Source organism: Nostoc sp. CCY0012 (assembly GCF_963920855.1).
Taxonomy (GTDB): domain Bacteria; phylum Cyanobacteriota; class Cyanobacteriia; order Cyanobacteriales; family Nostocaceae; genus Cyanocohniella.
On sequence record NZ_CAWUDM010000085.1, the window covers coordinates 1 to 26,303 of the forward strand.

Sequence of the window (26,303 nt, forward strand, 5' to 3'; positions counted from 1 at the left end):
CCTTGTCTCCTTGTCCCCTTGTCTCCTTGTCTCCTTGTCTCCTTGTCCCCTTGTCCCCTTGTCCCCTTGTCCCCTTGTCCCCCCTACTTCTTCCCCATTCCCTAATTTTTCCGTAGTGCTGATGTGGCATTTTGAAGTTATTTATATAGATATCCTAACTAAGAACTTTGGTTTATGAAGGTTAACTTGCAGCCTACCTTGAATGATGCTAATTTGGACGCTCGCCAATCGAGTAGTCAACGTCAGTTGTCAATTGCGATTTCGGCGATCGCGGAGGTTCAAGACCGTAATGTACCGTTGAATTTATGTTTAATTCTTGACCATAGTGGTTCCATGAATGGGCGACCACTAGAAACTGTCAAGCAAGCAGCGAATAATTTAGTGGATAAACTCAAACCAGGCGATCGCTTGAGTGTTGTCGCCTTCGATCACCGTGCTAAGGTCTTGGTACCCAATCAAATGATTGCTGACCCCGAACAGATTAAAAGGCAAATTAACCGCCTAGCCTCTGATGGTGGTACAGCTATTGACGAAGGTTTGCGGTTGGGAATTGAGGAGTTAGCTAAGGGCAAAAAAGAAACTGTTTCCCAAGCTTTTCTGTTAACTGATGGCGAAAATGAACATGGTGATAACCAACGCTGTTTAAAGTTTGCTCAATTGGCCACTGGCTATAATTTGACTTTGAATACGTTGGGATTTGGTGACAAATGGAATCAGGATATTTTAGAAAAAATCGCTGATGCTGGTTTGGGTACTTTGTCTTATATTCAACGACCGGATCAGGCGGTGAATGAATTTAATCGCTTGTTCAACCGGATTCAAACGGTGGGATTGACCAATACTTATTTATTGTTGTCCCTGATGCCCAATATCCGGTTGGCGGAACTCAAACCCATTGCCCAAGTTTCTCCAGATACCATTGAGTTACCCATACAGCAAGAAGCAGATGGACGGTTTGCTGTGCGCTTGGGAGATTTAATGAAAGATGCAGAGCGGATAATTTTGGCTAATATTTATCTGGGACAGTTGCCCGAAGGTGAACAGGCGATCGCCAATATCCAAGTCCGCTACGATGACCCCGCGCAAAACCAGATGGGGCTATTTACAGCCAATATCCCAGTTTATGCTCATGTAACTGGGGTTTACCAACCGGAGATAGATCCCCGTGTGCAACAGTCTATTTTGGCTTTAGCCAAGTATCGACAAACTCAGTTAGCTGAGGCGAAATTGCAACAGGGCGATCGCATGGGTGCGGCGACGATGCTGCAAACTGCTGCGAAAACGGCCCTGCAAATGGGGGATACAGGTGCAGCGACAGTGTTACAAACTTCTGCCACCCAACTCCAATCTGGTGGAGAATTATCTGATAGCGATCGCAAGAAAACCAGAATTGTCTCTAAAACCGTGTTGCAAGATAACCCTCCCCAATGAAAGTTCAATTGCTCTGTGCGCTAAATGATACCAATGTTGATGCGGCTCAATTGAGTAATCAACGTCAACTAGCAATTTCGATTTCGGCGATGGCTGGTGAATGTGACCAGCATTTACCACTCAACTTATGTTTGATTCTGGATAAGAGTGGTTCTATGCATGGTAAACCCATGAACACTGTAATTCAGGCAGTAGAGCAATTACTAGATCGGCTACAGCCAGGCGATTTGATTTCGGTTGTAGCCTTTGCTGGTGCGGCTGAAGTCATTATCCCTAGCCAACCAGTTGAAGACCTCGAAGGTATTAAAGCCCAGCTCAAAAAAAAATTGAAGGCTGGTGGCGGTACATCCATTGCCGAGGGTTTACAATTGGGAATCACAGAATTGATGAAGGGGACAAAAGGTGCTGTGTCCCAAGCCTTTTTACTCACCGATGGTCATGGTGAAAGTAGTTTGCGGATTTGGAAGTTAGAAATTGGCTCAGATGACAATAAGCGTTGTCTGGAACTTGCCTCCAAGGCTGCTAAAATCAATCTGACTATCAATGCTCTTGGTTTTGGTAATGACTGGAACCAAAATCTGTTAGAGAAAATTGTTGATGCTGGTGGTGGTACTTTAGGCTATATTGAGCGTCCAGAACAAGCACTAGACCAGTTTCGCCATTTGTTGCAGCGCATTCAGTCTGTGAGGGTAACTAATGCCCATTTGCTGCTGTCTTTGGTTCCTCATGTCCGCCTAGCTGAACTTAAACCCATTGCCCAAGTCGCCCCAGATACCATCGAGTTAGTAGTACAGACAGAACCTCATGGTGGCTTTACTGTGCGCCTAGGAGATTTGATGCAGGATATGGAACGGGTGGTTTTGGCGAATATTTATCTAGGACAATTACCAGAAGGCCAACAGGTGATTGGACATGTGCAAATCCGCTATGATGACCCAGTGGCAAATCAGCAAGACTTGGTTTCTCCTATGGTGCCGATCTATGCAGATGTAGTACGGGCATATCAACCTGCGCCTAATCCCCTAGTGCAAAAATCGATTTTGGCATTAGCTAAATATCGCCAAACTCAGTTAGCCGAAGCGAAATTAAATCAAGGCGATCGCACTGGTGCGGCGACAATGTTACAAACGGCTGCTAACACCGCCTTACAGATTGGAGATCAAGGTGCAGCCACGGTGTTACAAAGTTCGGCTACTCGTCTACAAGCTGGTGAAGAACTTTCAGAAGCAGACCTCAAGAAAACGAGGATGGTATCCAAGACAGTTTTACAGGATTAATATTTTAAAGGGTGCATATGTTTGGGTCTACTATGAAAGCTTCACTCAGATAAAACTTAATTTGAGTATTACTAATCTGTAGACCCCTATTAATCAGCCTAACTATCAGCTAGTCTACAAATAACCATAATATGTGTTAAATATTTATTGCAGCTATAGTGAGCAATTTGTAATCCTGCTGTTGCTAATTCTTGTATAAGTTCAGGCATTTCATACTTATGATGTCGCCAGATAGTAATTTCTTCATCTTTAGAAAAATTCAGATTTTTATCAATTCCCGACTGGCTAAAATTGACAGTATAATTTCGATTAAATTTGATATTGGCAGTTATACTATCTGTTGTTAAATCATACTTTCTTACAAGTTCACAATCTTTATCGCTAATGCCAATTTTGTCTTTCATCCATGTATATATCTCTTCTACATGATACTTACATCCACCCCGGACTGTTCCATCCCAGTGAAAGTTGGAACCAATTTCGTTAGTGAATACAAGCAAATCATTTTGACTCATACTGTTTTTTAAGTTCTGTAATACGTTTATTCTGTCTTGATGATTACCAATGGTTACACCTAAATGCAAAAATATATTAGCTATATTTTTGGTGTTATTAGAACTGGATTTTTGCCAAACCTTTGTAGGAATAAAACTATTGTCTATATCAATGGTATAACTGTCAAATTCAACTGACGGAAACCATTTGGTAAAGTTTGCTTTTGATAAAGTCAGCAGTTCAGGACTGATATCTAAGGCGATATATTTATGGATTTTGCCTAGTTTATTAAGTCGAGAAACAAATTTTTTAACTGGATAGGAATTACCTGAACCTACATCTAAAATATTGATTTTATCGCAATCTTTATAACTGCTGTTAATATAATCAAAATTTTTATTTAATAAATCTATTTCGACGTTGGGTGTTTGATACCATTTAGGAACAATATATCTTTGATAAAAATTATTCCAGATTTTTGCCCCTCTACCTTTATAAGAATATTTTAAAGGAATTTCTCTTCTGATTTCTAATGCCTGAATTAACTCTAAAACTTCTTGTTGAGAAAAATTAGAATAAAACTCAGAACTTGGTTCTACTATCCGGCTTATAGGACTAGGAATATCTGAAGAAAATTGAGAATTGCTATAAAGTTTTTTGGGTATCATTCTTGGGTGTTGCCTGGTACTGAATTTGTAGCCGGGGAGAAAAAATTTGCATCTTCTTTTAGCTAGAAACAAGATAATTAAATCTTTTAAATCCCTAGTTTTATCAATGTGTAAAGATATATTAAGTTTAGAATGTGTTGTCGCACAATGCAACGGTAAGGCGCGGGCAGGGCCGTTTCATTCGCTGCTATTTGAGATTTGTCAAGAGGATAATCTCACGCAAAGGCAAGCCAGCGCGTTGGGGAGACAGCGCCGTGGGCGGGTTCCCCGACTTGTTAATCATGGGAGAACACACCCCATATAGAAATCGGTGCAGTTTGACTACACCGATGGCAAAATTTGATTCTAATTGCACCTGACATTTACCTCACGCCAATGCTGAAGCTTGGGGTTTGGCAAAAATCATGCGTCCGGCGGAGGTTTGTAAAGCACTAGTGACGACTACCCGCACTTCACCACCTACATAACTACGACCTTCTTCAACAACAACCATTGTGCCGTCATCAAGATAGCCTACTCCTTGACTTGGTTCTTTGCCTTCTTTGAGAATTTTTAGGTCAAGATTATCACCAGGCAAGTAAGTAGAACGCACAGCATTTACTAAGTCATTGACATTCAAAACAGGCACTTTTTGTACACTAGCGACTTTAGACAAGTTGTAGTCATTAGTTAACAGTGTCCCGTTGATTTCTTGGGCAAAGCGCACCAATTTGGCATCGACTGTGGCAATATCTTCGTAGTCAACAGGGTTAATCAAGATGCGATCAGGGTAATCTTTTTTAACGCGGGTGAGAATCTCTAATCCGCGCCTTCCCCGTACCCGCTTTTGGTCTTTGCTAGCATCGGCTACTTGTTGCAATTCCTGTAAGACAAATTGGGGGACGATGATTTGTCCTTCCAGAAATCCGGTTTCTAGTAAGGCTTCAATGCGACCATCAATAATGCAACTGGTGTCTAAAACTTTGGTGTTGGCAGGTTTTAGTGTACCTTCTACTACCATTGTTTCTACGGTGTTGGGATTAATGAATCGCAACAAACCCCGTCCGTGGGTATCTGCTAAATTCATTCCAGTCACGGCCAGTAAAATACTGCCAACAACTGCTACTAAGGGCTTAATAAAGCCAAAGTCTGCGGGGATGGGGAGCAAAAATAATGGGGCTAGCATTAAGTTAGCGAGTAGTAACCCAATGACTAAGCCAATGGCGCGAGTTAAGATCATCTCCAGGGGCATTTCTCGGACTTGTGCTTCTAAGCGCCGATATGACGTTTGGAAACTCAATCCGACTGCACCACCAATAATGGAAGCAAAGACGGCGACAACTAAGCGTAAAGCTTCTAAGTTTGTCACCCCATCTAGCGCGCCATCAGGTAGTAGTTCCATGCTGTAGAACCCTATTCCTGCTGCTGCCAGAATAAATGAGATAATAATAATTGCATCAAGCATGGTTGTGTTGTTTTCCTGCGATTGTGTGACCCAATAAAGTCAAGTATTTTTCATTTCGTCGGTAAAAGAGATTGATCAATATTGACTTACACTAGGGTTTTAAGCAGGGAATATCTGCAAATATTATAACCAAAGTGTTTTCTCTTAATATTTTTCATTATTTTGTTGTAAAACAATAAGAATCTCTAAAAAAATATTTATTTCCGCTGTTTGTAATTTTTAGTTGGGTTAATTAATTCTGGCTCATAATGAATCAAAAATTGAATTTTTTTGGCATACCAAGTTCTGCTTATATACATATTCCTTTTTGCAGAAGGCGGTGCTTTTATTGTGATTTTCCTGTGTCTGTGGTGGGCGATCGCCTGCGGGGTGAAACATCTGGTACTATCTCCCAATATATAGAGGTGCTATGCCAAGAAATTGCCCTGTCACCAAATTATGGTGAACCATTAAAGACAATTTTCTTTGGGGGGGGGACTCCTTCATTACTATCAATAGAACAATTACAACGGATATTAGCCACACTAGAGACACATTTGGGTATTGCTGGGGAAGTAGAAATTTCTATGGAAGTAGACCCAGGGACGTTTGATTTAGCACATATATTTGGCTACTGTAGCGTTGGTGTCAACCGGGTAAGTTTGGGTGTACAAGCATTTCAATCAGAATTGTTGCAAGTTGCTGGGCGATCGCACTCGGTTGTAGATATTCTTACATCTGTGGATTTAATTCACCAAGTCGAAATTCCCGAATTTAGCTTAGACTTGATTTCCGGGTTACCGCATCAGTCTTTGGATCAATGGCAGGATTCTTTGCACAAAGCAGTGGCACTAATGCCGACTCACATATCTATCTATGACCTTACCATAGAACCAGGTACGGCTTTCGGTCGTTACTACAAACCTGGTGATAAGCCATTACCAACGGATGAAACCACAGTCAAAATGTACGAAATGGCGCAACAAGTTTTGACTGGCGCAGGTTATGAACATTATGAAATTTCTAATTATGCCCTTCCTGGACACCAATGTCGGCATAATCGGGTGTATTGGGAAAACCGCCCTTATTATGGTTTCGGTATGGGTGCGGCGAGTTATGTAGAGGGTAAGCGCTTTACTCGTCCGCGTAAGACTCAGGAATATTACCAGTGGGTGAAAGCAGGGGGTGTGATTGATTGTGAGGTGACTCCACCAGAGGAAGTATTGTTGGAAACTTTGATGTTGGGGTTGCGTTTGGCTGAGGGTGTGAGTTTAGCTGATTTATCAGAGAAGTTTGGGGAAGGGAAGTTAGAGGATATTTATAGGTGTTTGCAGCCTTATTTAGATAAAGGTTGGGTAGAAGTTATGGGAGGAAGGTTGCGGTTGTCTGATCCCCAAGGCTTTTTGTTTTCTAATGTGGTATTGGCGGATTTATTTGAAAAGTTATAACAGTAGCCACAAGTGTGAGGACATCTCTCTGTTGTCCTACCCTACGGGATGCTATGGCTTTACGCCACGCTCCGCGAACGCAAACGGGTACTCTACGAGAAGCCGCCTTCGGCGTCTACGCCAGTCCCTCTTTGTTGGAACAACAAGACCGGGCTGGCTCACCTGTTCCCCCTACCCTACGGAATGCTCGGCAAACACCTGTTGCCACATCATAATAAATCTTGTAGCGATCGCATAAATCTTTGGAGTTGACGACTTTCCATTTCCAACACCCGACGAGCAAAATCGTGATCAAGATCCAAAAATTCATCAAAGGTATCAACGGGAACTGCCAAAATCCGCGTGATGTGATTGTCAGCAATGATGGTGTTTTGAGAGTCACTATGGGCTAAGACTTCTAACTCATCTAAAGTTTGCCCTGAATGAAGTTTCTCTACTTGCACTTCCTCGTTTTGTAAATAAAAGTGAATTTTGGCATCTCCTTCAATTAATAGCAACAGTTCTCGGCAAGTGTCGCCTGCTTCTGTAATCACTTCGTTGGTGGAGTAGGTTCGGACTTCAGCGCGATGAGCGAGAGCAATTAAGGTTTCGCTGTGCATTCGGTGAAAGAAATCACTGTTGAATAGATGCACCACTTTTTCTAACAGAGGAAATTTGGTCAGAGGTGGATGCTGCTTAGACAGGGATAGAAGAATTTTGGCAGTTTCTTGAAATAAAGGTGAGTTCTGGACATGGGAAACATCACGAGCGATCGCTTGACTTTGCTCCAGGTCAAGTTGAGCAATGATGTAAAGGCAAGCTGTTTGCGTTAGGGGATTTGGATCGTCAAGCAGGGGTTCCAAACACCTCAAGATGGCTTCGGGAGAATCATCTAGTGAACAAGTACTGAATTGTCCTTCTAGTGGAGTTAAATTTTGTAAGACTTCTGGATGCAGGCGATCGCGCCAGTTCTCATGTTCCAATAGCTCTGCCAAAACCGTTGGTGCTAACTTTCCTAAAGATTGAGTAAGAGCGATCGCCACTGGATCAGCTTGTAGTGTTTCTAGTGTTTCTAAAATAGTTCGCACCATCAATTCTTTCTTGTGATGAATGCTGTCTTGCAATAGCATCAAAACCGCTTTGTGTTGGCGTATTATTGGTTGATGAAGTGCGCGATAACAAGAAATTAAAGTCGGTAATTGGGTTAGCAAAAACTCCGCTCTTCTGAGATTCCCAGTTTCAGGAGAAATGCCGCTCAAAATCCAGGTTTCTTCTTGAGCATTGATGGAATATTGGCGACGCAAAGCACGAATTTCGGCTGCATTTTCTCCCATCAAGTTATTTAAAGCACTACTTCCTAAAGTATCAATTTGTTTTTTCTGTAATAAGATCAGCCGCTCTAGTGATTTGCGGTAGCCACTCAAGCGAATTTGATTCTCCAAACTGCGTTGGCGAGCAGGATTGAGTAGTTCTGGATCTTCAATGCCCAACTCTTCTAAAACTTCTCGGTGTTCATCATCGGTAATGCTTAATTCCTGGCGTAATTGCTGCAAAACTTCTAAGCTACTAGAGTAGTTAACATATCCTTCCTCCAATACTTCTCGAACAACTCCTTTATACGCTTCATGCCGTTTTTTCTTAGTAAAACCTGGCAAAACTCGTGCCAAAACGTAGACTTCATGGGTGTTTAAATCATTTAAGGAACGTCCTTCTAAAAACTGGGAAACATTAAACTGCAATTTCTCTAACTGCTTGCGGAAACGATTGGCTAAATTCTCTCTCGAATACAGGTCAGGACTACGCCGCCATGTTTTATAAAGCCAAAGCGTACTGAGCAATACCAGACCTAAATCATAAATATATTGCACCCAAAGCGGTAGCAGTTGAACTAAAGGACGACCCGCAAAAATAAAGAAAAAATTAAAAATTCCAAATGTACAAAGTGTAAATATTCGATGTCGAATAATTTCTGAACTTAGTTTCAAATCGTGTTTGCGGCTATAAGCTTTTGCCCTTTGTTCTATCCAACGACCCAATTGATAGCCGATGGCAGTAGTAATACCCAGCGTTAAAGGCACAGCAATCAGCTTCGGAATATTAATTGTTTGTCCAAATAGATAAAATCCGGGACTCAATAAAGATGCCAGTTGTTCGGGTTGTCTTGCCCATGCGCCGGAGAAGTAATAGTTCCAATTGCCTGCATATAGATAGTAGTAAACAAAATAGCCAATTACTAACCCGACATAGCCGTATCGCAATAATGATTCTTCAGGTTTATTTAAACCATCCCAGTAGGCGCGTTCAGAGTCGATATCAATACACGGATTTTGACAGGCTACACAGGCGCTTTGCTCTTTGCCATCGGGTAAAACTATGCGGCACATGGACTGAGTAATGAGCTGATCGCTGGTATGAGCTTTACTGCTCAATAAACCTCTTGGTTCACTATAAATGCTCTGTACCGGAGCCATAGGACAGAAGTAATTACACCAGGATTTACCACCGTAGAGATAGCCAACGGTGATAGCAGCTGCGATCGTGAATAGTAACCAAAAGGCCAGAACTAGGCGATCGGCATTAAAAAACAAAATCCGTCCACATAATCCCACAAACAGCCAACCAAACTGAATGTAGGGATAATTTTTCCCCAACCAAGAATCTGGCTTTACTTTTGCTAGTTCGTAGCGGATTTTACCTGTCTTGGCATTTTCCCGTTTGAGTTGCCGTTGCCTACCTAATGCGCGAGGAATTTGAGACAAAAAGGATAAGGGGCAAATGCGTCGCCATACTTCATGTCCAAACACCAATAGAATGAAGATGGCCGCAGGGACGATCGCCCCCCAAAACAAGGTAGTAGCTAAAGGATAGGGTTGTTCAACTAAGCATTGACCTTGTACTGCAATACACTCATCTGGCAGACGTAAAGGACTCCAAGGATGATTAGGCGTTGTCAGTGTTGGAGTCCAAGGATCGTAGAACAACGATGCAATGACTAGAAGCCAGGCGATCGTCAGAATCCAACGTATCCAGTGCATTCGCCGCTCAGATATTTGTGTAAATGCCAACATAAGGGACTTCCAATTTAAAAAATATACTATCACTTTGATGGCAAGGGGGCAGGGGGCAAGACAACAACGGACGGGCAAGATACCCATCCGACAAAACTAGTAAAATCATCCTGTAATCTTTGATTTAGTGTAGGTGGATTAGCCTACATCATCATGAGCAAACCTGTTAAAGAGAAAATCTAGAGCATAGTTACGCAGTTTGTAATATTGTGGATCTTCCATGATGCGGGCGCGATCGCGTGGGCGAGAAAATGGTATTTCCATGACTTCACCGATTTTGGCGTGGGGGCCGTTGGTCATCATCACCAATTTATCGGCTAAAAATAGCGCCTCATCGATGTCGTGGGTAATCATCAATACAGTGCAGCGATTATCATTCCAAATTTTTAACAATTCTTCTTGTAATTCTTCTTTGGTAATTGCATCCAGCGCCCCAAAAGGTTCATCTAAAATTAGCACCTTGGGACGAATTGCCAAAGCACGGGCAATGGAAACCCGTTGTCTCATACCGCCGGACATTTGCAGGGGTTTTTTCTCCATAGCGTCAGCTAGTCCCACCATTGTCAAATTTTCCCGGACAATTGCCCTTTTCTCTGCTTCTGGCTTGTTGGGATAAACGGCGTTCACAGCTAGGTAAATATTTTCAAATGCAGTCCGCCACGGAAGTAGGGCATAGTTTTGAAACACCACCATTCTATCTGGCCCTGGTTTGGTGATGGGCTGACCTTCCAGTAAAACTTGCCCAGAGGTAGGAAAGTTAAAACCCGATACCATATTTAACAGTGTCGATTTACCACATCCAGAGTGACCGATAACGCAGAGAAATTCACCCTCTTCTACATTTAAATTAACGCCATCAAGGACGGTGAAAGGGCCTTTCTTGGTGGGATAGACTTTGCTAACGTCTTTAATTTCTAAAAAAGGTCTGCTGTGAATTGCACTTGCTGATGCTCTGTGCTGTCTATTGCTGGTGGTTTCGGTAGAACTCAATCTGCGGTTTTGCATGGTGGTGACAGTATTATTTAAGTTTGTGGAGAATGGGGAGTGGGGAAAGGAAATTTTTGCTCTCTCCTACAAGGCGAAAGGCTTTAATTCTTACTCCCATTCCCTTGCAGGGAATGGGTTGGGGGTTAGGTCTGGATGCGACTGCAAAGCACTATATTTTTCACAGATGTACAAGTGTTTAATTTTTCTCTGCTTAATTCATGCAACTCTTCTTGTCGGTCGGTCTAAGATGACTTCCGCAATGGAGAAATCACGTTTAATCTGCAAACTGTTGAGATAGGCTATGGGGTCGTCGCCGTTAAAAGGAGTGCCATCAAAAAGCTGGATGGGTTGGCGAGTATAGCTAATATCCAGACCTAATTCCCTGGCGGCGGTACTAAAGACCCGTACACCGCAGACCCTTTCTACAACTTCTACCCAGTTTCTGGGGAAAGGCGTGTCACCCCAACGCGCCAACTGACTCATAATCCAGATTTGTTCGGTACGGCTGGGGCGGTTGATGGCTGACTGGGCGAAAAACTGGTGGTGGGCGTAGTCCCGTAATGGATGATCTAAATCACAGACAAGGTTATTGGGGTCTTGCAGTTGGATGTACTCCAAATCAGTGCTGACGTAATCCCTACCTGACACCATTGTTCTGACTTCTTCGGCATTTTCCGGCTGAGAACAGTATTCGCAAGCTTCCAGCAAAGCTTTAGTCAAGGCAATATGGCTGTTAGGATACTTTTCTGCCCATTCTTCCCGCACACCGAGAACTTTACCGGGATGTCCTAACCAAACTTCCAAGTCGGTAGCGATAGTAAAGCCTACACCTTCAACGGCGGCGCGGTAGTTCCAAGGTTCACCCACGCAATAACCGTCAATACTTTTGTTTTGCAAATCTGCTACCATCTGGGCTGGGGGAATTGTCCTCATGTCCACATCTAAATCGGGGTCAATACCACCAGCCGCTAACCAGTAACGCAGCAGCAAGTTGTGCATGGATGCGGGATGGACTACTCCCATTATGTGGCGTTGTTCGCGGGTACGCAGGAGGTAATTTTTAAAGTCTGATAAGGTGCGGACACCTTGATCATAAAAGCGTTTTGCCAAGGTGATGGCGTTACCGTTGCGGGTCATGGTGAGGGCGGTGACCACAGGTAGGGGTTGGTTGTCATATCCTCCCAGTGTTAACCACATGGGCATCCCTGAAGGCATTTGGGCGGCATCTAAATAACCGCCTTTGATGCCATCGACGATACCGCGCCAGCTAGTTTCCCGCACGAGATTGACTTCATCTAAACCATACTTGATGAAGAAACCTTTTTCTTTAGCAACGGCTAAGGGGGCGCAAGCTGTCAAGGGTAAGAAGCCAATTTCTAAGTTAACTTTTTCTAACCCATGACGAGAAACATCTGCGGTTTTGCGGGCGCGAATTTTCTTCACTCGTTTTTGTTGGTTGAGGAAGTAAATCATCTCACTCCGCAAGCTGTAGTAGCTGGGGTGTTCTACTACTTCCATGCGTTTGCGGGGTCTGGGGATATCAACTTCGAGAATGTCACCAATTTTTGATTCGGGGCCATTGGTGAGCATGACAATTCTGTCAGATAACAGCACTGCTTCATCTACGTCATGAGTCACCATGACGGCGGTAACTTCATTTTCTTCGCAGATTTGCATTAACTGTTCTTGTAAGTTACCCCGTGTGAGGGCATCGAGTGCGCCGAAGGGTTCATCTAATAGTAGTAGTTTAGGACGAATTGCCAGAGCGCGGGCGATCGCTACTCGTTGTTTTTGTCCACCCGATAGCATACCGGGTTGTTTATCTGCATGGGGACGCAACCCCACCATATCTATATGTTTTTCGACAATTGCCTTCCGTTCAGCTGCGGGCATTCCCCGCATGACTGAATCCACAGCTAGAGTAATATTTTCTCGTACCGTCCGCCAAGGCAACAAGGAATAATTTTGGAATACCACCATCCTGTCTGGCCCTGGCTTGGTGATTTTTTGTCCTTCCAAAGTCACAATACCTTCACTTGGTAAATCTAAACCCGCAATCATATTTAATAAAGTGGATTTACCGCAACCAGAGTGACCAATCAGAGAAACAAATTCACCTTTTTTAATTTGCAGATCAATTCCTTTCAGGGCGATATATTGCCCACCACCGGTGAGATTAAATACTTTGTCAATTTGGTCAACAGCAACGAATACAGACATAATCAATTCCAAATTCAAAATTAAGTTTTGGGCGTTGGGCAATTTAATTTTGGATTGGGTTTTATCAAATCCAAAATCTGAAATCTCAAATTACCAGTCTCTACTTCTGTTCTGTTGGTAAAATCAGGTTTTGAATCCAAACCATCAATTTGTCTAGTATCAAACCCACACCACCGATGTAGACTAGTGCCAAGATAATTTCGCTGATGTAGTTGTTTTGGTAAGCATCCCAGATAAAGAAACCAATACCGACAATGCCTGACATCACGATTTCTGCGGCGATAATCGCCAACCAAGCTAAACCGATGGCAATTCTCAAACCTGTAAAAATATAGGGTAAGGCAGCAGGAATAAGGATATTCAAGAAGTAGTCTTTCTTAGAAAGTTGGAGAACTTTGGCGACGTTGTTATAGTCTTGGGGAATTTCTTTGACACCTACAGCCGTGTTAATTAAAATCGGCCAAATTGCGGTGATAAAGATGACAAACAGGGCGGCGGGTTCGTTTTGTCTTAAAGCTGCTAAGGAGATGGGAACCCAAGCTAAGGGGGGTACGGTTCGCAATAATTGAAATAGAGGATCTAAAGCTTTAGACATAGTTTTATTCACACCGATGACAATGCCTAAACCAATACCAACCACCGCAGCCAAAGAGTAACCAATAGCTACCCGTTGCAGACTAGCCCAAATTTGCCAAAATAATCCTTTATCAATGCCGCCTTTGTCATAAAAGGGATATAAAATCAAAATCCAAGTATCTTGTACAACCTTAATAGGCCCTGGTAATGTCGCGCCAGGAGTCCAAGAAAACAGTTGCCAGATAGCTAGAAAAATGGCGATCGCAATAATCGGTGGGATCAGTTCGGGAAATTGTTTTTGCAATCGAGAGATAAAACTGTTATCTAATTTAGGGGGTGCTGTCCTGCGTTGAGCGACTGTCATAAACTTGGTTTTCCTAATAACTTGTACAGACGTTGTATGTAACTTCTCTAAACACTAACTTTCTTAATTTGCAGACTTTTGAGATAGGCTTCTGGGTTTTCTGGATCAAATTTTACGCCATCAAAAAATTCTTCTACACCACGAGATGTGTTTGTAGGAATATCAGCCGCCGCAATTCCTGCTTCTTTTGCAGCTTCTTTCCAAATATCTTCGCGGTTAACTTTATCGATTAATGCTTTAGCTTTAGCAGCATTATTCGTAATGTAATCTTTGGGCAAGAATCCCCAGCGCACGCTTTCGGTGATGAACCACAAATCATGGCTTTTGTAAGGATAAGAAACGCTACCTTTTTCATCTTTCCAATACAAAGCTGCCATTGACTTATCATCAATTTGGCGACCTTCTCCCATGTCATATTTACCCATGAATGGGTCAATTAAAACATCAACTGGCACATTAAAATAAGCTCTTTGTGCCAAAATGTTAGCCATTTCTGTACGGTTATCAAAGTTATCGCACCATTGTTGCGCTTCCATAATGCCTTTTAACAGTGCTTTGGTAGCTTTGGGATGTTGGTCAACCCAATCAGCTTTCATGGCCAAATATTCTTCGGGGTGATTCTTCCAAATTTCTGCTGTTAATGCAGCCATGAAGCCAACTTTGTCTTTAACGATGCGGAAAGGCCAAGGATCACCAGTGCTAAAAGCATCCATCGTCCCTGTTTTCATGTTGGCGACGGTTTGCGCTGATGGGACTGTAAGCAATTTCACGTCTGCATCGGGGTCAATACCACCGGCTGCTAACCAGTAGCGAATCCAGAAATCTTGGTTAACGGCGGGGAATGTTTGGGCGGCTGTGAAGGGCGTGGGTGAGGCTTTAAGTTTGGAGAATAAAGACTTTGCGCCGGCTAATTTTAAGCCTATACCGCTACCTTGGTGTTTGTTGGCGATCGCAATTCCATTGCCATGTGTAATTAATTGACACAACACATACATAGGAATCTTGACATTACCTTTAGTAATTAAACCTTCAGTAATTAAATGTGGCATAGGCATTTGCCATTGACCGCCATCAATTCCACCACCAGCCGAACCAATTTCTACGTTATCTCTAGCAGAACCCCAAGAAGCTTGTTTAGAAAGCTCTACATCGGTCAGTCCATACTTAGCAAAAAAGCCTTTTTCCTTCGCAATAATTAAAGGTGCAGCTTCCACAATGGGAATATATCCCAACTTAACTGCGGTGACTTCTGGTGCTTGCGCTGCGTTGACATTAGCCACTGGTTGAGCAGTTGTTGCAGATGGTGTCACTCCTGTTTCCGGTGGATTTCCCAAGCAACCTTTGAGCAACACAGTACTTGCCGATGCCCCTGCTGTGAAGATAAATTTCCGACGAGAAAATTGGTTGAAAAACTCTGTCATAACAACCCCTTAAGTTAAATTGAATTTTTTGAAAGCATGATAAACGCAAGTACAACAGATGTTTCTTGCGCTACCTACAAACTTTTTCACTATACTGAGTCAGCCAATTACCACTATTTCTGCAAAAAAATAGCTGGGATGACTACTGAGGAAATGAAAATATTTTAATTAATTGGATTTACTTGAGCTTCCATTGGGTTCACTCGCTGTATTGAAATTTAGTTTACACGCTTTATTCTCAGATTGGTTAACTTTGAATAAATAATTGTTAAATAAATGTTAAATAGATTATATAAGTAAAATTATATATTTAGAACCAAAAGCAGATATATTGATGAGATATATAAATGATTACTAATGGTAAGCATTTATGGAAAACATAGTTTGCCTAATCAATACATATAGTAGAGAAGAATATATATCTGTAAAAGTCTGAGGAAAATTATTTTTTGCAATTATATTGATGTGATTTTCTCGCCGACCTACTTAGACTGCTATATTGAAAGGCGATTGCGCGGAGCGCAGCGCCAGAGGCGATCGCCTGCAACCTGCAAATACGCTGATTGCCCCATATCTAATATCTTTAACACCAGGATTGTTCACCCGGAGGATTGTGCAGTAACTCGCGGATATTGGCTTCAATCACCCGGTACCCTACATTGCCATTGAGTTTCTGCCGTCCTTCATTAAAAATTAGGGTGGGGCTGACTGTAACTGTATGCTCTTTTACTAATTCAAAATCTTTGGATAGTTGCGCGTATGCTTCACCACTATGTATCTGAGTTTCGATAGCGGCAATTGGCAGTTTTAATTCCTCGGAAATTTCAAATTGTACCTTACGGTCAGAAACGTTTGCTAGTTGGGTGAAAAACGCTTCTCGAAATGCCCAGGTTGCTTTTTCTAAAGTATCTCGCTCTACCAAACCCTTTGTTGCTACTAATTGAATAGCATGGAGAAACAAATGACAAGATGTGGATGAAGGTGGTGTTACTTTCGTCCAAACATCAGGATGAACGTTGATGTGATCAAACTTTTTCGCAACTTCCTGAATATGATCAGCGTATCCTTGTAATCCTCCCCGATCTTGCCATCTATTTTCTAGCTTTTCCCTAGCAGTACCAAAAACAGGGACAAAGTGGGGTTCAATGGTAATCTTGTCCTGAAAGGTTGCTTTCAACTCATCCAGACGAATTTGAGCAATATAAGCCCAAATGCAAAGCACATCAGAAAAATACAAAATACGAATAGGTTCCATATTATTTAAGCTGATTTTTTAACGCAAAGGTACGCAAAGTTTGGCGCAGAGTTACGCAGAGTTTTTCTGTCCCCAAATCGTTAAGTGCATCTTCATATGAATTTGGTAATACACCTACTACTAAAAACCCAAATCGGCTTTGGCTAATTCCGCAGCAGCGAATACTTCTGCATCGGGTTTTTCCTCCCAAGCAGGATCACCGATTTCGGCATAGAAAGTTGTATCATAAGGTCGCGTTTTGACGACAACCGGCATGGGTACAGCATGACCTAAAATTAAGGCTTGTTGTTTAGAGTCTAATTTTGATAACACTGACCGTAAACCACCAGCACCAGATACACCCGTAAAAATGGCATCAATATCTTTTTCGTCATTCAGCAAAGCGGTGATGCGGGTACCAATCTGGGACATAACTTCATTATCGATCCCCGATGGACGTTGGTCTACCACTAACAAAGTTACGAAATATTTGCGTAATTCACGGGCGATGGTACCAAAAATTGTACTTTGGACGATCGCCGGGTCAAGAAAACGGTGCGCCTCTTCAATGGTAATCATTAATGGCATCGGGCGATCGCAGGGATTTTTGCTTTGAAGAAATTTATCGGCTTTCTGTACATAATGTTCGTGAATACGTCTGGTGATCATGTTTGTCACCAACATATAAGAAAGCATATTTGATTGGGAACCAAATTCGATAACTACATTCTTCCCTGCTTCCAAAGCCTGGACAATGTTACCAATATAATTTTGCGGACACACACCCCGCATATATTTCAACGTATCCAAGCGCAAAAGTTTCCGCTGTAATGAGGTAATGGAACCTGGATGTCCTGGTTTCTCTTCGCAAAAAAGTTTGATGTCCTCACTTGTCATATTAAACAATTGCGGAATCCAAGATTTACCAAATTCATTACACAAGATACTGGCATTATCTAAAGCTGCTTCCGATAGTCCTAATTCTCGACTACATAACTTAATGTCTTCAACTTGGATTTGCTCATAACTCAAATACAGTTCTTGAGCATCACGTACACCCCGACGTTTTGTTGATGCGGGATCAAGGGTGTATACTTCTACTTTACCAGGAAATAGTTGCTTTAAACCTTTGACGGTATTAACATTTTTACCTTCAGCAACTGCTTCCCAGCCATACTCGGAATGCATATCAAAGATTAAATTTACCGCCGCATTTTTGCGAATTACCCCAGCTAAAAGTAAGCGTGTGAGAAAGGATTTACCAGTACCAGATTTACCAAAGACACCATTACTCCGTTCCACAAAGCGGTTTAAATCGATACAAATAGGCACATCCATATCCAAGGGTTTACCGATGGAAAAATTGCGCCTTTGGGGATCATCTTCCCAACCAAATACCCGGCGAAAATCGTCTACATTAGCGTCGTAAACTTGGCTAAAGTGGCTGGGAATAGTTTTGACTGGTAGCAATTCCATCGTGGTGCTGGTTTGGGGTTGGAATGATGCTAAACCAGTTGTGGATGGTACGAAAGAATCAGCAGATTTGCCATTACGGTAAGACAAAGATTCATCAGATTCGGGAGTGAACATCAACATCGGTGCGAGGTTGATAGTTCCATAAGTACCACTACCAGCTAAAACTTCTCGTAAAAAAGTATCTTCCCAATTGGGGGGATTAGCAATAATCCGCGCGTTTGCAGTTCCCAAAGCTACATCTGTCAGCATACAGAAAAAGCGCGATCGCAGCCCTTGCACAACTAAAAATTTACCCACCCGCATATCTTCAACAGAAATATCCGGGTGTAACCTAACCTCTAGTCCCCCAGTCAGAGAACCTTGGATGACCGAACCTAATGGGTGTACCAAATTCATTTGATCAGTGACATGATTGTGAACGCGCTATCTTACGTTGAATTTTAGTTGCAGAGTGCAAAATTTGCGAAGTTCCCCATCCCCCCTTTGGAGAAGTCAAAAAACTGGATTCCCCCATCCCCTCGTCATTTAATCAATTTGAATAGAAGTCGGTGCGCTTCCCATTGGCGATACGTCGATTAATGGTTTACGGAATTGAGCATACAGGCGATCGCGCCAAGCAAAGAATGGCTCATAATTAGGATTATCGGCTAAACCTGGTACTCCTTTACCTCGAATACTTGCGGGTAAATCTAGATAAGCCCCTTCAGGGAATTTCAGCAAAATTGATAAACCTGCTACTGCTAAGTCAGCTAAAGTCGGCTCATCTCCTGTTAAATAAGGACTATCCGCCAACAATAGTGTTAAGGCTTCTAAGTCTTGTTTCAAGTCCGCGATCGCTGATTTAATCACATCTGGACTATAACCTACTCCCAAACCCAAAATAGTTAACACATCCCTGGGTACTCCTCCCACTAGACTTTTAAATATATCAGGCGTGGAGGTGGGCAATAACGACTTGCGGAAATTTTGGTCTTGACTAATTGCAGAAAATAACGCTGTTCTACCTTTTTTACCTATTGACTCATCTGCCCATTCTTCCATTAATAAGCATAAACCCCTTTGTTTGGGATCTTTTGGTATTAGTGGGCGTTCAGGATACTCTAAGTCTAAATACTTAGCGATTTCTGTTGAGTCAGTAATATATTTACTACCGTCTTTTAAAACTGGCACTTGTCTCTGTCCAGTTAAACGGAATAAATCTACCTGCCCAATCCCAGGTGTAACCTCTATTTTTCGATAAATTAGTCCTTTATAATCCAGGATTAACCTGACTTTTTCTGAGTAGTGAGATAGTTCCCATTGGTATAATTCCAGCATATATTATTCCTGGTAACTGACTAATTGGACAACGCTCTCATTGTATCTTTAGTTCAAGTAATTTTCCTGAGCAATTTAATAATATATCTCCAAAGTTATAAATACATAAGTTAGTTTTTTGACAACTCAGAAATTTATGCAAAAATTTTATTTTCTCATTGATTAAAATATTAAATATTTACTCAAATAATTGTTTAGTCATGATCATCTGCGGACACCAGAACACATAAAAATACCTCTGCACCTGTTCCTTATTTTTCAGTCAGGGGAGTTGATCCCTTTTTGAAAATGACTCGCGGCTCATGGTTCCGGGAAAAGTATCTTATTTTACATAGTGCAGATATATTCTATTGTGGGTGATGAAAAAAGCATATCTAGAAAATTACTTTGTTGGTAAAATTTGTTTCTTTCTTGACACTAGTTTTTCTAGTATTTAGTACTCTAAAATTTTTGGTTCCCACTCTTTGAATGCAATACGCCAAAAAAGTTCTGGAGTAAATTACCGCAAATTAGAGTATATTGATATTCAGGCTACCAAGCACATAAATATTACCAGTACATGGTTAATTTAACCAAAAATATTAGTGCCTAGTTGAGATATTGTGCTGATCAAAGTGTTATAAATCTTTATGTAACCTGTTCAAAATACAAGAAAAACAAAATTTATGAAGGCAGATTACAGCAAATTGTTGACAAAATTGGCTGGCACAGTAGGAATAGTTGGCGTTAGCATTCTGACTACTTTACCATCTGGGGCAAATGAGGCAATCAATACTTTACTAGCGCAAGCAGACACTGGGGTACTTAATCCTAGACCTAGTATTTTCAATGAGCCTCCCTATAATCGTGGGACAACAACACCTAGTCAAACCGCACCGACTACCCCTACTACCCCTACTACTCCAGGGGTAACACCAACACCAACACCGACTACTCCTACTCAACCGGAAGCAGGAACTACTGAAACTCAAGATAAAACCTTGTTGGCTTTGGCCGAGTCCAACGCTTCTTTTACAACTTTAACGAAGGCTTTAAAAGCTGCGGGATTGTCAGAAGCATTACAAGGCCAAGATAACTTAACGGTTTTTGCACCAACTGATGCTGCTTTTGCCAAACTACCACAAGATGCTGTAAACGATTTGTTGCAGCCTGAAAATAGAGAAATTTTGGTGAAGCTATTAACTTACCATGTTGTTAGTGGCACAGTTTTATCGGGTGATTTAAAATCTGGCGAAGTAAAAAGCGTTGAAGGTGGCGCTATCACAGTCAAAGTTGATGCTGCAAATGGTGTGATGGTAAATGATGCCAATGTAGTTCAAGCAGATATTAAAGGTAGCAATGGTGTTATCCATGCTATTGACCAAGTGATTTTACCTCCTGACTTGTAAATTCTCGGCAAAAATATCTTTAACAAACTGAAAATTAAGATATTCATAGGCTAAAATGCCGCTCAGACTATGATTTGGGCGGTTTTTTTAAGGATTTCCAAAAAATAAATTATCCAATTTACTTAGATTACTTAGACGAAATTTTTCTTTCTTTCCCCAACTCCCAAAATCATAAAACAGGAGCTAAAACATCTACTACAAGAGGGGTCATTATGCGAAAGAAACGCAGATGAGCTTAACATAACTTTTTATAACAGTTTTGCTAGCTGACTCCCCGTTAGTAAGAATATGTGCCACAATCGTAGTTGAGAATTAATTCGGCGACAGCGTTTGTTTTTAGTATTGACAGGCTATTTCCTTGTGGTATTTACAGACTTCTCTCCGAAATCTAAGTCTCTACACTCTTGTGATTTTGGAGCTATTCTATGTCAATTTATGTAGGCAACCTCTCTTATGAAGTTACCCAAGACGCTTTAACTTCGGTTTTTGCGGAATACGGTTCTGTAAGAAGAGTTCAAATACCTACTGACCGTGAAACAGGTCGTGTTCGCGGTTTTGCTTTTGTAGAAATGGGTACAGAAACTGAAGAAACAGCCGCTATTGATGCACTTGATGGTGCTGAATGGATGGGACGTGACCTGAAAGTAAATAAGGCTAAACCCAGAGAAGATAGAGGTTCCTTTGGTGGTGGTAACCGTGGTGGCGGTGGTAATTTCCGCAGTCGCTATTAAGCCAATAAGATTTATATAAGAGATAATCAGTGCTGTTTTAGCACATGAGTCTGATTTTATAAATTTAGGAAAGGCTCAAGCATTAATGCTTGAGCTTTCTTTGTATAAAGAATCCTTTAAAACACAATACTCTTTTGTAGAAACATGGTATTTCTACATATCTGTCATCTCGTTTGTCACGAAGGATGTTGAAAAGTTAGAGGATACCCCAAAAGTGGAGGAACCCTTGACCAGAGAATACTTCGAGTAATATAGCAGACAAAAATCCAATCATCGCAAAACGACCGTTCCAGTTTTCACTTTGAGGAGTGAATCCGAAACGTAGAGCATTAGGGTCTTCCGAAACTGAAGATGTCGTTTTCTTGATATCTGACATAATTAGTACTCTTAGTTTTTACGTGCCAAAATTGTTTGGTATGTAAATTAATGTAACAGATATTTACGGAAATGCAACATTATCTGAGGTAATTTCTGTATTTTCCTCCCTGCGCGTATATCGATGTTTCACGCCAATGGGAAAATATTCTGCATCACCCATTGGGGCTAATGAAACTTGTGGCGTTTGATATTCTGGGGGAACGTAGTTAGCAAACTCGCTGTTGAGACGCAACAGTTGTGAGAGAATAGAAGATGCGATCGCTTGCTGTTTTGCTTCATTAGGTTCTATGCCTGGTGATAACTCCACAACCACAGATAAAAAGCGGTTCTTGTCAATATCTTCTTGAACTTGTAGAACAAATTTCCCAGTCACCCAGGCGGTAATTCCTGGTTGTTCTAATCCCACCGTCACGTTTTCGGGATAGATATTGGCGCCAAAGTAGGAAACTGTAAAATTAGAGCGTCCGAAGACGTAAACGAAAGGTAATGGATGTATACCTCGAATATCTCCAGTAATTTCTTGATTTAATTGGCTGATAGCATCAAATCCCCACTCTGCCAAGAACTCAAGCATGGCATCATAACTAATGATTCCGCCAGTATCCATGATGTTGTAGCGCACCAAGGGAATACCATTATTTCCCGAAAACAGCAACGCGCCATCTTGCACTTCAAAAAAGCGACTCATGGGGTCATATTGTACCAATGTCGGTAAACGAGATTCGCCAAATAAAGCTTTAGCTGCATCTGGATGTGTTGCAAAAAACCGACGAATGCAGATACTCAAAGGTGTTTCATTACCCAACACACCTGCATCCGCAGTTCCATAGAGTGATGCAAAGTCATAGCAGGGATTTTGTGAACCCACTCTTTCGGCTACTAAACTCCGCCATTCTTCACTGAATACTTCTCCCGCTGTCACCAACTTAATCTGATATTGCGGCCAATCCACACCACTAGCAATACCAGTGTCAATGACATCTTTGAGAAATGGTGGATACCCCAACAACACCACTTGTTCAAAAGCTGCGCCTAATTCTTGTACTACCCGCAGAATTTCTGCTTTATTATTACCGGGGGTAATTACTGTCAGGGGATACCCTTTACTCGCCAGATAGCGACAGCAATTGGTAGTGAACATACCACCTACCCAAGTACCTAAGGTGAAACAAATCACAGCTAAGGTGCGTCTAGTATCTGCGTAGAAACTATCATGAAAAATTTGTTCAAATCGTGTAGCAATTTGCAACTCATCAGTAAAAAAACGGGGCCAAAATGTGGGTTTACCTGTGGAACCAGAAGAAGCAGCTATCATATCGCAGCTTGATAACTTACCATCGCGGCACAAGTCAGCCAAAGGATAACGCATTATATAATTTTCTTTAGCGATCGCAGGTAGTTGCTGAAAGTCCTCAAAGCTTTGAATAGCCTGGGGATTAATACCTTGCTCTGCTAAAAAAGCTTGATATGCAGGTACAGTAGCCGCCACATCGTAAAATAAGTTTAAGGCTGTGGATTGGCTAAAATCTGCGTCACGTCTTTGTAGTAGCGTTTCTAAGGGGGTAGATACAAAGTCTTCAAATGCTCTAATTGCTCGTTGTCCTTGTGATTTGCAGTTCATAATGTTGTCCGTATTGTAGCCATTGCCTCATCCTCTTCATTCCCAGTCAGCATGATATCCGTAATGGGAACTGCATTCGTTGTAGTCAGTCGATAAAACCTTAATTATCCTTCAGCACCATGCAGGTATATTGCAGTAAACAACACGCAAACAGTGGTGACAACCGTTTTTGTATCCACTGCGGTGAACCATTACCTCTTGCTGTGGGGCAGGTTGTAAATCACCGTTATCGTATCATTCGACAATTAGGTCAGGGTGGTTTTGGCCGCACGTATTTGGCAGAAGATAACCAAAAAGCAAATCAAACCTGCGTGCTGAAGGAATTCGCACCCCAAGTCCAAGCACAGCAAGATTTACAAAAAGCTCAAGAGTTATTTGAACGCGAAGCCAGTGTCCTCAAAACACTCCAGCATCCACAGATTCCCCGGTTTCACGCTTCATTGCAAGTGCAAATAGGTAGTAAAGATTTTTTCTTTTTAGTGCAAGATTATATAGAAGGTCATAATTTTGACCAATTATTAGAACAGCGTCAAAGCCAAGGCATGGCTTTTAGTGAAGAAGAAGTCATCACTTTGATGCAACAAATATTACCTGTTTTGTCGTATATTCACTCAAAAGACGTAGTTCACCGCGATATCTCCCCCGATAATTTGATTTGGCGGCATTCTGATAATTTACCAGTATTAATTGACTTTGGTGGTGTGAAGCAATTGCCAGCTTCTCAAGGTTTTTGGTTCACCAAGTTGGCAATGAATCATACCTTGTTAGGTAAAAAAGGCTACGCCCCAGAGGAACAACTACGGCAAGGAAAAGTTTTTATTAATAGTGATTTATATTCTTTAGCCGTCACAGCTTTAGTGTTGCTCACAGGCAAGGAACCACAAAAATTATACGACAGCTATCAAGGACTTTGGTACTGGGGCCAGGAAATTAAGGTCAGCAGTCAACTAGAATCTGTGTTAAAAAAGATGCTGGCATTTAAACCAAGCGATCGCTATGAACGAGCAGACCAGATTCTCCAAGATTTACCCAATTCTACCGCGACCAAACCGCCCAATACCTATATTAGTAAGATTAAAACGATGGTAGTGGCTCCTGGCAGAAAACACGCCCATGCTCTTGTCAGTAAATTCCACAGTAAAACGCAAGCACTTAATCCAACTAATACTTTGCCTGTGTGGTTACGCCCTTTTGCTGTGAGTCTTGGGGGAACAGCTTTAGTAGTTTTAACTGGTGCAGGTACTTGGGCAGTGGTAAATTCCGTAATTCGCACTGTAACTTCTATTACAGTCCCCACAATTTCGTTACCGCAAATCCCCAGTTTACCTAACCCCATCAGTCAGCCAGTCAGTGACAGAAATACTAATAACATCACCCAAGTTCTCAGCCGCCGCCAACAGCTAGAAATACCAGAAGTATTTTTTACACAGTTCGTCGATAACTTATTTTATGCTCAAAACCCCAACTTAAGGGGTCGCAGCCTCACTTCTAGCTCCGAAGATGCCGCTTTACGAGATGAATGGGCTAATATTGGGGGCAACTTGTTGAATCAAATAGAACGAGCTAACCTCAGTACAGCAGCTCGTCAAAAACTAGGCCGCTATAGTTCAGAAGATGAAGTCATCTGGCGACGACAAGCACAATCAGGAGAGTTAGGGAACTATACAATTAACCAACTTAACAAAGATACCAATGAGAAATTTGACCGCTTGTTTCCAGGTCAACCGCGTGGGAAACTGAATCAACGAACTTTTGGTCAACTATGGTATGCGATCGCAGCTGATCAAGTTAGTCAGGCGCGTCGATGAAGAGGACAAGGGGAAGTGATTTTTCTAATAATTAATTATTAAATATGTATACAAATAATAGTATTCAACCGGGGTTGACTTTAAGCGATCGCTATGTGGTTGTCCGGCAAATTGGTCAAGGTGGTTTTGGTCGTACTTATTTAGCTGAAGATATTAACCGCTTCCGAGAACTTTGTGTTTTAAAGGAATTTTCTCCTCAAATACAAACTGACTATGTTGTGCAAAAAGCAGGAGAACTGTTTGAACGAGAAGCAAGCGTTCTCTACAAATTACAACATCCGCAAATTCCCCGCTTTAGGGAACTGCTGCGAATTAATTTGGCAGGGAAGGAATATTTATTTTTAGTGCAAGATTATGTAGAAGGGCAAACCTACAACTCTTTATTAAATGCTCGTCTACAGCAGGGTTTACGATTTACGGAGTTGGAAATTCGCCAGTTATTGCAACAAATTCTGCCAGTGTTGGATTATATCCACTCGATGGGAGTGATTCACCGGGATATTTCACCAGATAATTTAATTCTGCGTTCAATTGACCAATTACCAGTATTAATTGATTTTGGTGGCGTTAAACAAGTAGCGGCCACAGTCGCTTCCGAATATTATCAACCCGAAAAATTCACATCTTCCCCATCACCAACTTTGCTGGGTAAAGTGGGATTCGCCCCTCCAGAACAAATGCAAACAGGTTTGGTGTCTAATCACACCGACTTTTATGCTTTAGCAGTAACAGCACTAGTTTTATTAACAGGAAAACAGCCGCAAGAACTTATAGATAATTATAATCTTACCTGGCAATGGCGACGAGAAGTAACTCTCAGTCCTGTTTTGGGACAAGTCTTAGATAAAATGCTATCTCCTCGACCAGGCGATCGCTATCAATCAGCTAATCACATACTACAAGCCCTCAACCCGGCACAAGTCAGCTATCCTCCAGCTCAATACCCCAACCCTAACACCCCACCCCCCACATCTGCTACAGTTGCAGTTTCCC

At 41.8% G+C, this 26,303-nt stretch carries 21 protein-coding genes; 8 read left to right on the top strand and 13 right to left on the bottom strand.

What is annotated here, in order from left to right; all coding sequences use genetic code 11:
* Positions 1-174 precede the first annotated feature (174 nt).
* The gene (locus tag ACM0OS_RS21025; RefSeq protein WP_414545147.1) at positions 175-1,431 is read left to right on the top strand and encodes a vWA domain-containing protein; all 1,257 of its coding nucleotides are present in this window, start codon (positions 175-177) and stop codon (positions 1,429-1,431) included.
* The gene (locus ACM0OS_RS21030; protein ID WP_414545148.1) at positions 1,428-2,708 is read left to right on the top strand and encodes a vWA domain-containing protein; all 1,281 of its coding nucleotides are present in this window, start codon (positions 1,428-1,430) and stop codon (positions 2,706-2,708) included. The genes ACM0OS_RS21025 and ACM0OS_RS21030 overlap by 4 nt, the downstream gene beginning before the upstream one ends.
* Before the next feature lie 98 nt (positions 2,709-2,806).
* Here ACM0OS_RS21030 and ACM0OS_RS21035 read toward each other — a convergent pair whose 3' ends face one another.
* The 3 genes from ACM0OS_RS21035 to ACM0OS_RS21045 form a co-directional block, all read right to left on the bottom strand.
* Entirely contained in the window at positions 2,807-3,871 is a 1,065-nt protein-coding gene (locus tag ACM0OS_RS21035) for an L-histidine N(alpha)-methyltransferase (RefSeq protein ID WP_414545149.1), read from the bottom strand.
* Between the two features lie 187 nt (positions 3,872-4,058).
* A complete protein-coding gene (locus tag ACM0OS_RS21040) occupies positions 4,059-4,226 on the bottom strand; it encodes a hypothetical protein (RefSeq protein ID WP_414545150.1) in 168 nt (55 codons plus the stop codon).
* 12 nt (positions 4,227-4,238) lie between these two features.
* Positions 4,239-5,315, bottom strand: a complete 1,077-nt coding sequence (locus ACM0OS_RS21045; RefSeq protein WP_414545151.1) for a PIN/TRAM domain-containing protein — start codon at positions 5,313-5,315, stop codon at positions 4,239-4,241.
* 248 nt (positions 5,316-5,563) lie between these two features.
* Between ACM0OS_RS21045 and hemW the strand changes: the two genes are divergently transcribed.
* Both hemW and ACM0OS_RS21055 read left to right on the top strand, forming a co-directional pair.
* Positions 5,564-6,742 carry a radical SAM family heme chaperone HemW gene (hemW, locus tag ACM0OS_RS21050; RefSeq protein WP_414545152.1) on the top strand — a complete coding sequence of 393 codons (1,179 nt, stop codon included), beginning with the start codon at positions 5,564-5,566 and terminating at the stop codon, positions 6,740-6,742.
* A gap of 53 nt (positions 6,743-6,795) precedes the next feature.
* Positions 6,796-6,957, top strand: coding sequence for a hypothetical protein (locus ACM0OS_RS21055; protein WP_414545153.1), 162 nt, complete (start codon positions 6,796-6,798; stop codon positions 6,955-6,957).
* Here ACM0OS_RS21055 and ACM0OS_RS21060 read toward each other — a convergent pair.
* The 8 genes from ACM0OS_RS21060 to ACM0OS_RS21095 all read right to left on the bottom strand — a co-directional run bounded on the left by ACM0OS_RS21060 (position 6,952) and on the right by ACM0OS_RS21095 (position 19,384).
* Positions 6,952-9,789 carry a cyclic nucleotide-binding domain-containing protein gene (locus ACM0OS_RS21060; protein WP_414545154.1) on the bottom strand — a complete coding sequence of 946 codons (2,838 nt, stop codon included), beginning with the start codon at positions 9,787-9,789 and terminating at the stop codon, positions 6,952-6,954. The genes ACM0OS_RS21055 and ACM0OS_RS21060 overlap by 6 nt on opposite strands.
* A gap of 138 nt (positions 9,790-9,927) precedes the next feature.
* Entirely contained in the window at positions 9,928-10,794 is an 867-nt protein-coding gene (locus ACM0OS_RS21065) for a nitrate ABC transporter ATP-binding protein (protein ID WP_414545155.1), read from the bottom strand.
* 198 nt (positions 10,795-10,992) lie between these two features.
* On the bottom strand, positions 10,993-12,996 hold the full coding sequence (locus ACM0OS_RS21070) for a nitrate ABC transporter ATP-binding protein (protein WP_414545156.1): 2,004 nt from the start codon (positions 12,994-12,996) through the stop codon (positions 10,993-10,995).
* Positions 12,997-13,096: 100 nt separating this feature from the next.
* Positions 13,097-13,936: a nitrate ABC transporter permease gene (ntrB, locus tag ACM0OS_RS21075; RefSeq protein WP_414545157.1), complete on the bottom strand. Its 840-nt coding sequence runs from the start codon at positions 13,934-13,936 to the stop codon at positions 13,097-13,099.
* A 47-nt stretch (positions 13,937-13,983) separates the two neighbouring features.
* Entirely contained in the window at positions 13,984-15,357 is a 1,374-nt protein-coding gene (locus tag ACM0OS_RS21080; RefSeq protein WP_414545158.1) for a CmpA/NrtA family ABC transporter substrate-binding protein, read from the bottom strand.
* Between the two features lie 583 nt (positions 15,358-15,940).
* The gene (locus tag ACM0OS_RS21085) at positions 15,941-16,612 is read right to left on the bottom strand and encodes a DsbA family oxidoreductase (protein ID WP_414545159.1); all 672 of its coding nucleotides are present in this window, start codon (positions 16,610-16,612) and stop codon (positions 15,941-15,943) included.
* Positions 16,613-16,732: 120 nt separating this feature from the next.
* Positions 16,733-18,463: a helicase HerA domain-containing protein gene (locus tag ACM0OS_RS21090; protein WP_414545160.1), complete on the bottom strand. Its 1,731-nt coding sequence runs from the start codon at positions 18,461-18,463 to the stop codon at positions 16,733-16,735.
* A 129-nt stretch (positions 18,464-18,592) separates the two neighbouring features.
* A complete protein-coding gene (locus ACM0OS_RS21095; protein WP_414545161.1) occupies positions 18,593-19,384 on the bottom strand; it encodes a glutathione S-transferase family protein in 792 nt (263 codons plus the stop codon).
* Positions 19,385-20,049: 665 nt separating this feature from the next.
* Here ACM0OS_RS21095 and ACM0OS_RS21100 point away from each other — a divergent pair.
* Positions 20,050-20,772, top strand: a complete 723-nt coding sequence (locus ACM0OS_RS21100) for a fasciclin domain-containing protein (protein ID WP_414545162.1) — start codon at positions 20,050-20,052, stop codon at positions 20,770-20,772.
* 425 nt (positions 20,773-21,197) lie between these two features.
* Positions 21,198-21,503, top strand: coding sequence for an RNA recognition motif domain-containing protein (locus ACM0OS_RS21105; protein WP_414545163.1), 306 nt, complete (start codon positions 21,198-21,200; stop codon positions 21,501-21,503).
* Between the two features lie 196 nt (positions 21,504-21,699).
* Here ACM0OS_RS21105 and ACM0OS_RS21110 read toward each other — a convergent pair whose 3' ends face one another.
* Positions 21,700-21,879, bottom strand: a complete 180-nt coding sequence (locus ACM0OS_RS21110; protein WP_414545164.1) for a high light inducible protein — start codon at positions 21,877-21,879, stop codon at positions 21,700-21,702.
* A gap of 63 nt (positions 21,880-21,942) precedes the next feature.
* The gene (locus tag ACM0OS_RS21115) at positions 21,943-23,502 is read right to left on the bottom strand and encodes a phenylacetate--CoA ligase family protein (RefSeq protein WP_414545165.1); all 1,560 of its coding nucleotides are present in this window, start codon (positions 23,500-23,502) and stop codon (positions 21,943-21,945) included.
* Positions 23,503-23,621: 119 nt separating this feature from the next.
* On the opposite strand from ACM0OS_RS21115, the gene ACM0OS_RS21120 reads away from it, so the two are divergent.
* Positions 23,622-25,310: a protein kinase domain-containing protein gene (locus ACM0OS_RS21120; protein WP_414545166.1), complete on the top strand. Its 1,689-nt coding sequence runs from the start codon at positions 23,622-23,624 to the stop codon at positions 25,308-25,310.
* A 44-nt stretch (positions 25,311-25,354) separates the two neighbouring features.
* A partial coding sequence (locus tag ACM0OS_RS21125; RefSeq protein ID WP_414545167.1) for a protein kinase domain-containing protein occupies positions 25,355-26,303 on the top strand: 949 nt, incomplete at its 3' end.

Coding starts and splice junctions, on each gene's coding strand:
- ntrB (WP_414545157.1), bottom strand. CDS start 13,936: ATGACAGTCGCTCAACGCAGGACAGCACCCCCTAAATTAGATAACAGT.
- ACM0OS_RS21110 (WP_414545164.1), bottom strand. CDS start 21,879: ATGTCAGATATCAAGAAAACGACATCTTCAGTTTCGGAAGACCCTAAT.
- ACM0OS_RS21060 (WP_414545154.1), bottom strand. CDS start 9,789: ATGTTGGCATTTACACAAATATCTGAGCGGCGAATGCACTGGATACGT.
- ACM0OS_RS21085 (WP_414545159.1), bottom strand. CDS start 16,612: ATGGAACCTATTCGTATTTTGTATTTTTCTGATGTGCTTTGCATTTGG.
- ACM0OS_RS21065 (WP_414545155.1), bottom strand. CDS start 10,794: ATGCAAAACCGCAGATTGAGTTCTACCGAAACCACCAGCAATAGACAG.
- ACM0OS_RS21115 (WP_414545165.1), bottom strand. CDS start 23,502: ATGAACTGCAAATCACAAGGACAACGAGCAATTAGAGCATTTGAAGAC.
- ACM0OS_RS21080 (WP_414545158.1), bottom strand. CDS start 15,357: ATGACAGAGTTTTTCAACCAATTTTCTCGTCGGAAATTTATCTTCACA.
- hemW (WP_414545152.1), top strand. CDS start 5,564: ATGAATCAAAAATTGAATTTTTTTGGCATACCAAGTTCTGCTTATATA.
- ACM0OS_RS21070 (WP_414545156.1), bottom strand. CDS start 12,996: ATGTCTGTATTCGTTGCTGTTGACCAAATTGACAAAGTATTTAATCTC.
- ACM0OS_RS21120 (WP_414545166.1), top strand. CDS start 23,622: ATGCAGGTATATTGCAGTAAACAACACGCAAACAGTGGTGACAACCGT.
- ACM0OS_RS21030 (WP_414545148.1), top strand. CDS start 1,428: ATGAAAGTTCAATTGCTCTGTGCGCTAAATGATACCAATGTTGATGCG.
- ACM0OS_RS21105 (WP_414545163.1), top strand. CDS start 21,198: ATGTCAATTTATGTAGGCAACCTCTCTTATGAAGTTACCCAAGACGCT.
- ACM0OS_RS21045 (WP_414545151.1), bottom strand. CDS start 5,315: ATGCTTGATGCAATTATTATTATCTCATTTATTCTGGCAGCAGCAGGA.
- ACM0OS_RS21095 (WP_414545161.1), bottom strand. CDS start 19,384: ATGCTGGAATTATACCAATGGGAACTATCTCACTACTCAGAAAAAGTC.
- ACM0OS_RS21055 (WP_414545153.1), top strand. CDS start 6,796: ATGGCTTTACGCCACGCTCCGCGAACGCAAACGGGTACTCTACGAGAA.
- ACM0OS_RS21035 (WP_414545149.1), bottom strand. CDS start 3,871: ATGATACCCAAAAAACTTTATAGCAATTCTCAATTTTCTTCAGATATT.
- ACM0OS_RS21100 (WP_414545162.1), top strand. CDS start 20,050: ATGAAGGCAGATTACAGCAAATTGTTGACAAAATTGGCTGGCACAGTA.
- ACM0OS_RS21090 (WP_414545160.1), bottom strand. CDS start 18,463: ATGAATTTGGTACACCCATTAGGTTCGGTCATCCAAGGTTCTCTGACT.
- ACM0OS_RS21025 (WP_414545147.1), top strand. CDS start 175: ATGAAGGTTAACTTGCAGCCTACCTTGAATGATGCTAATTTGGACGCT.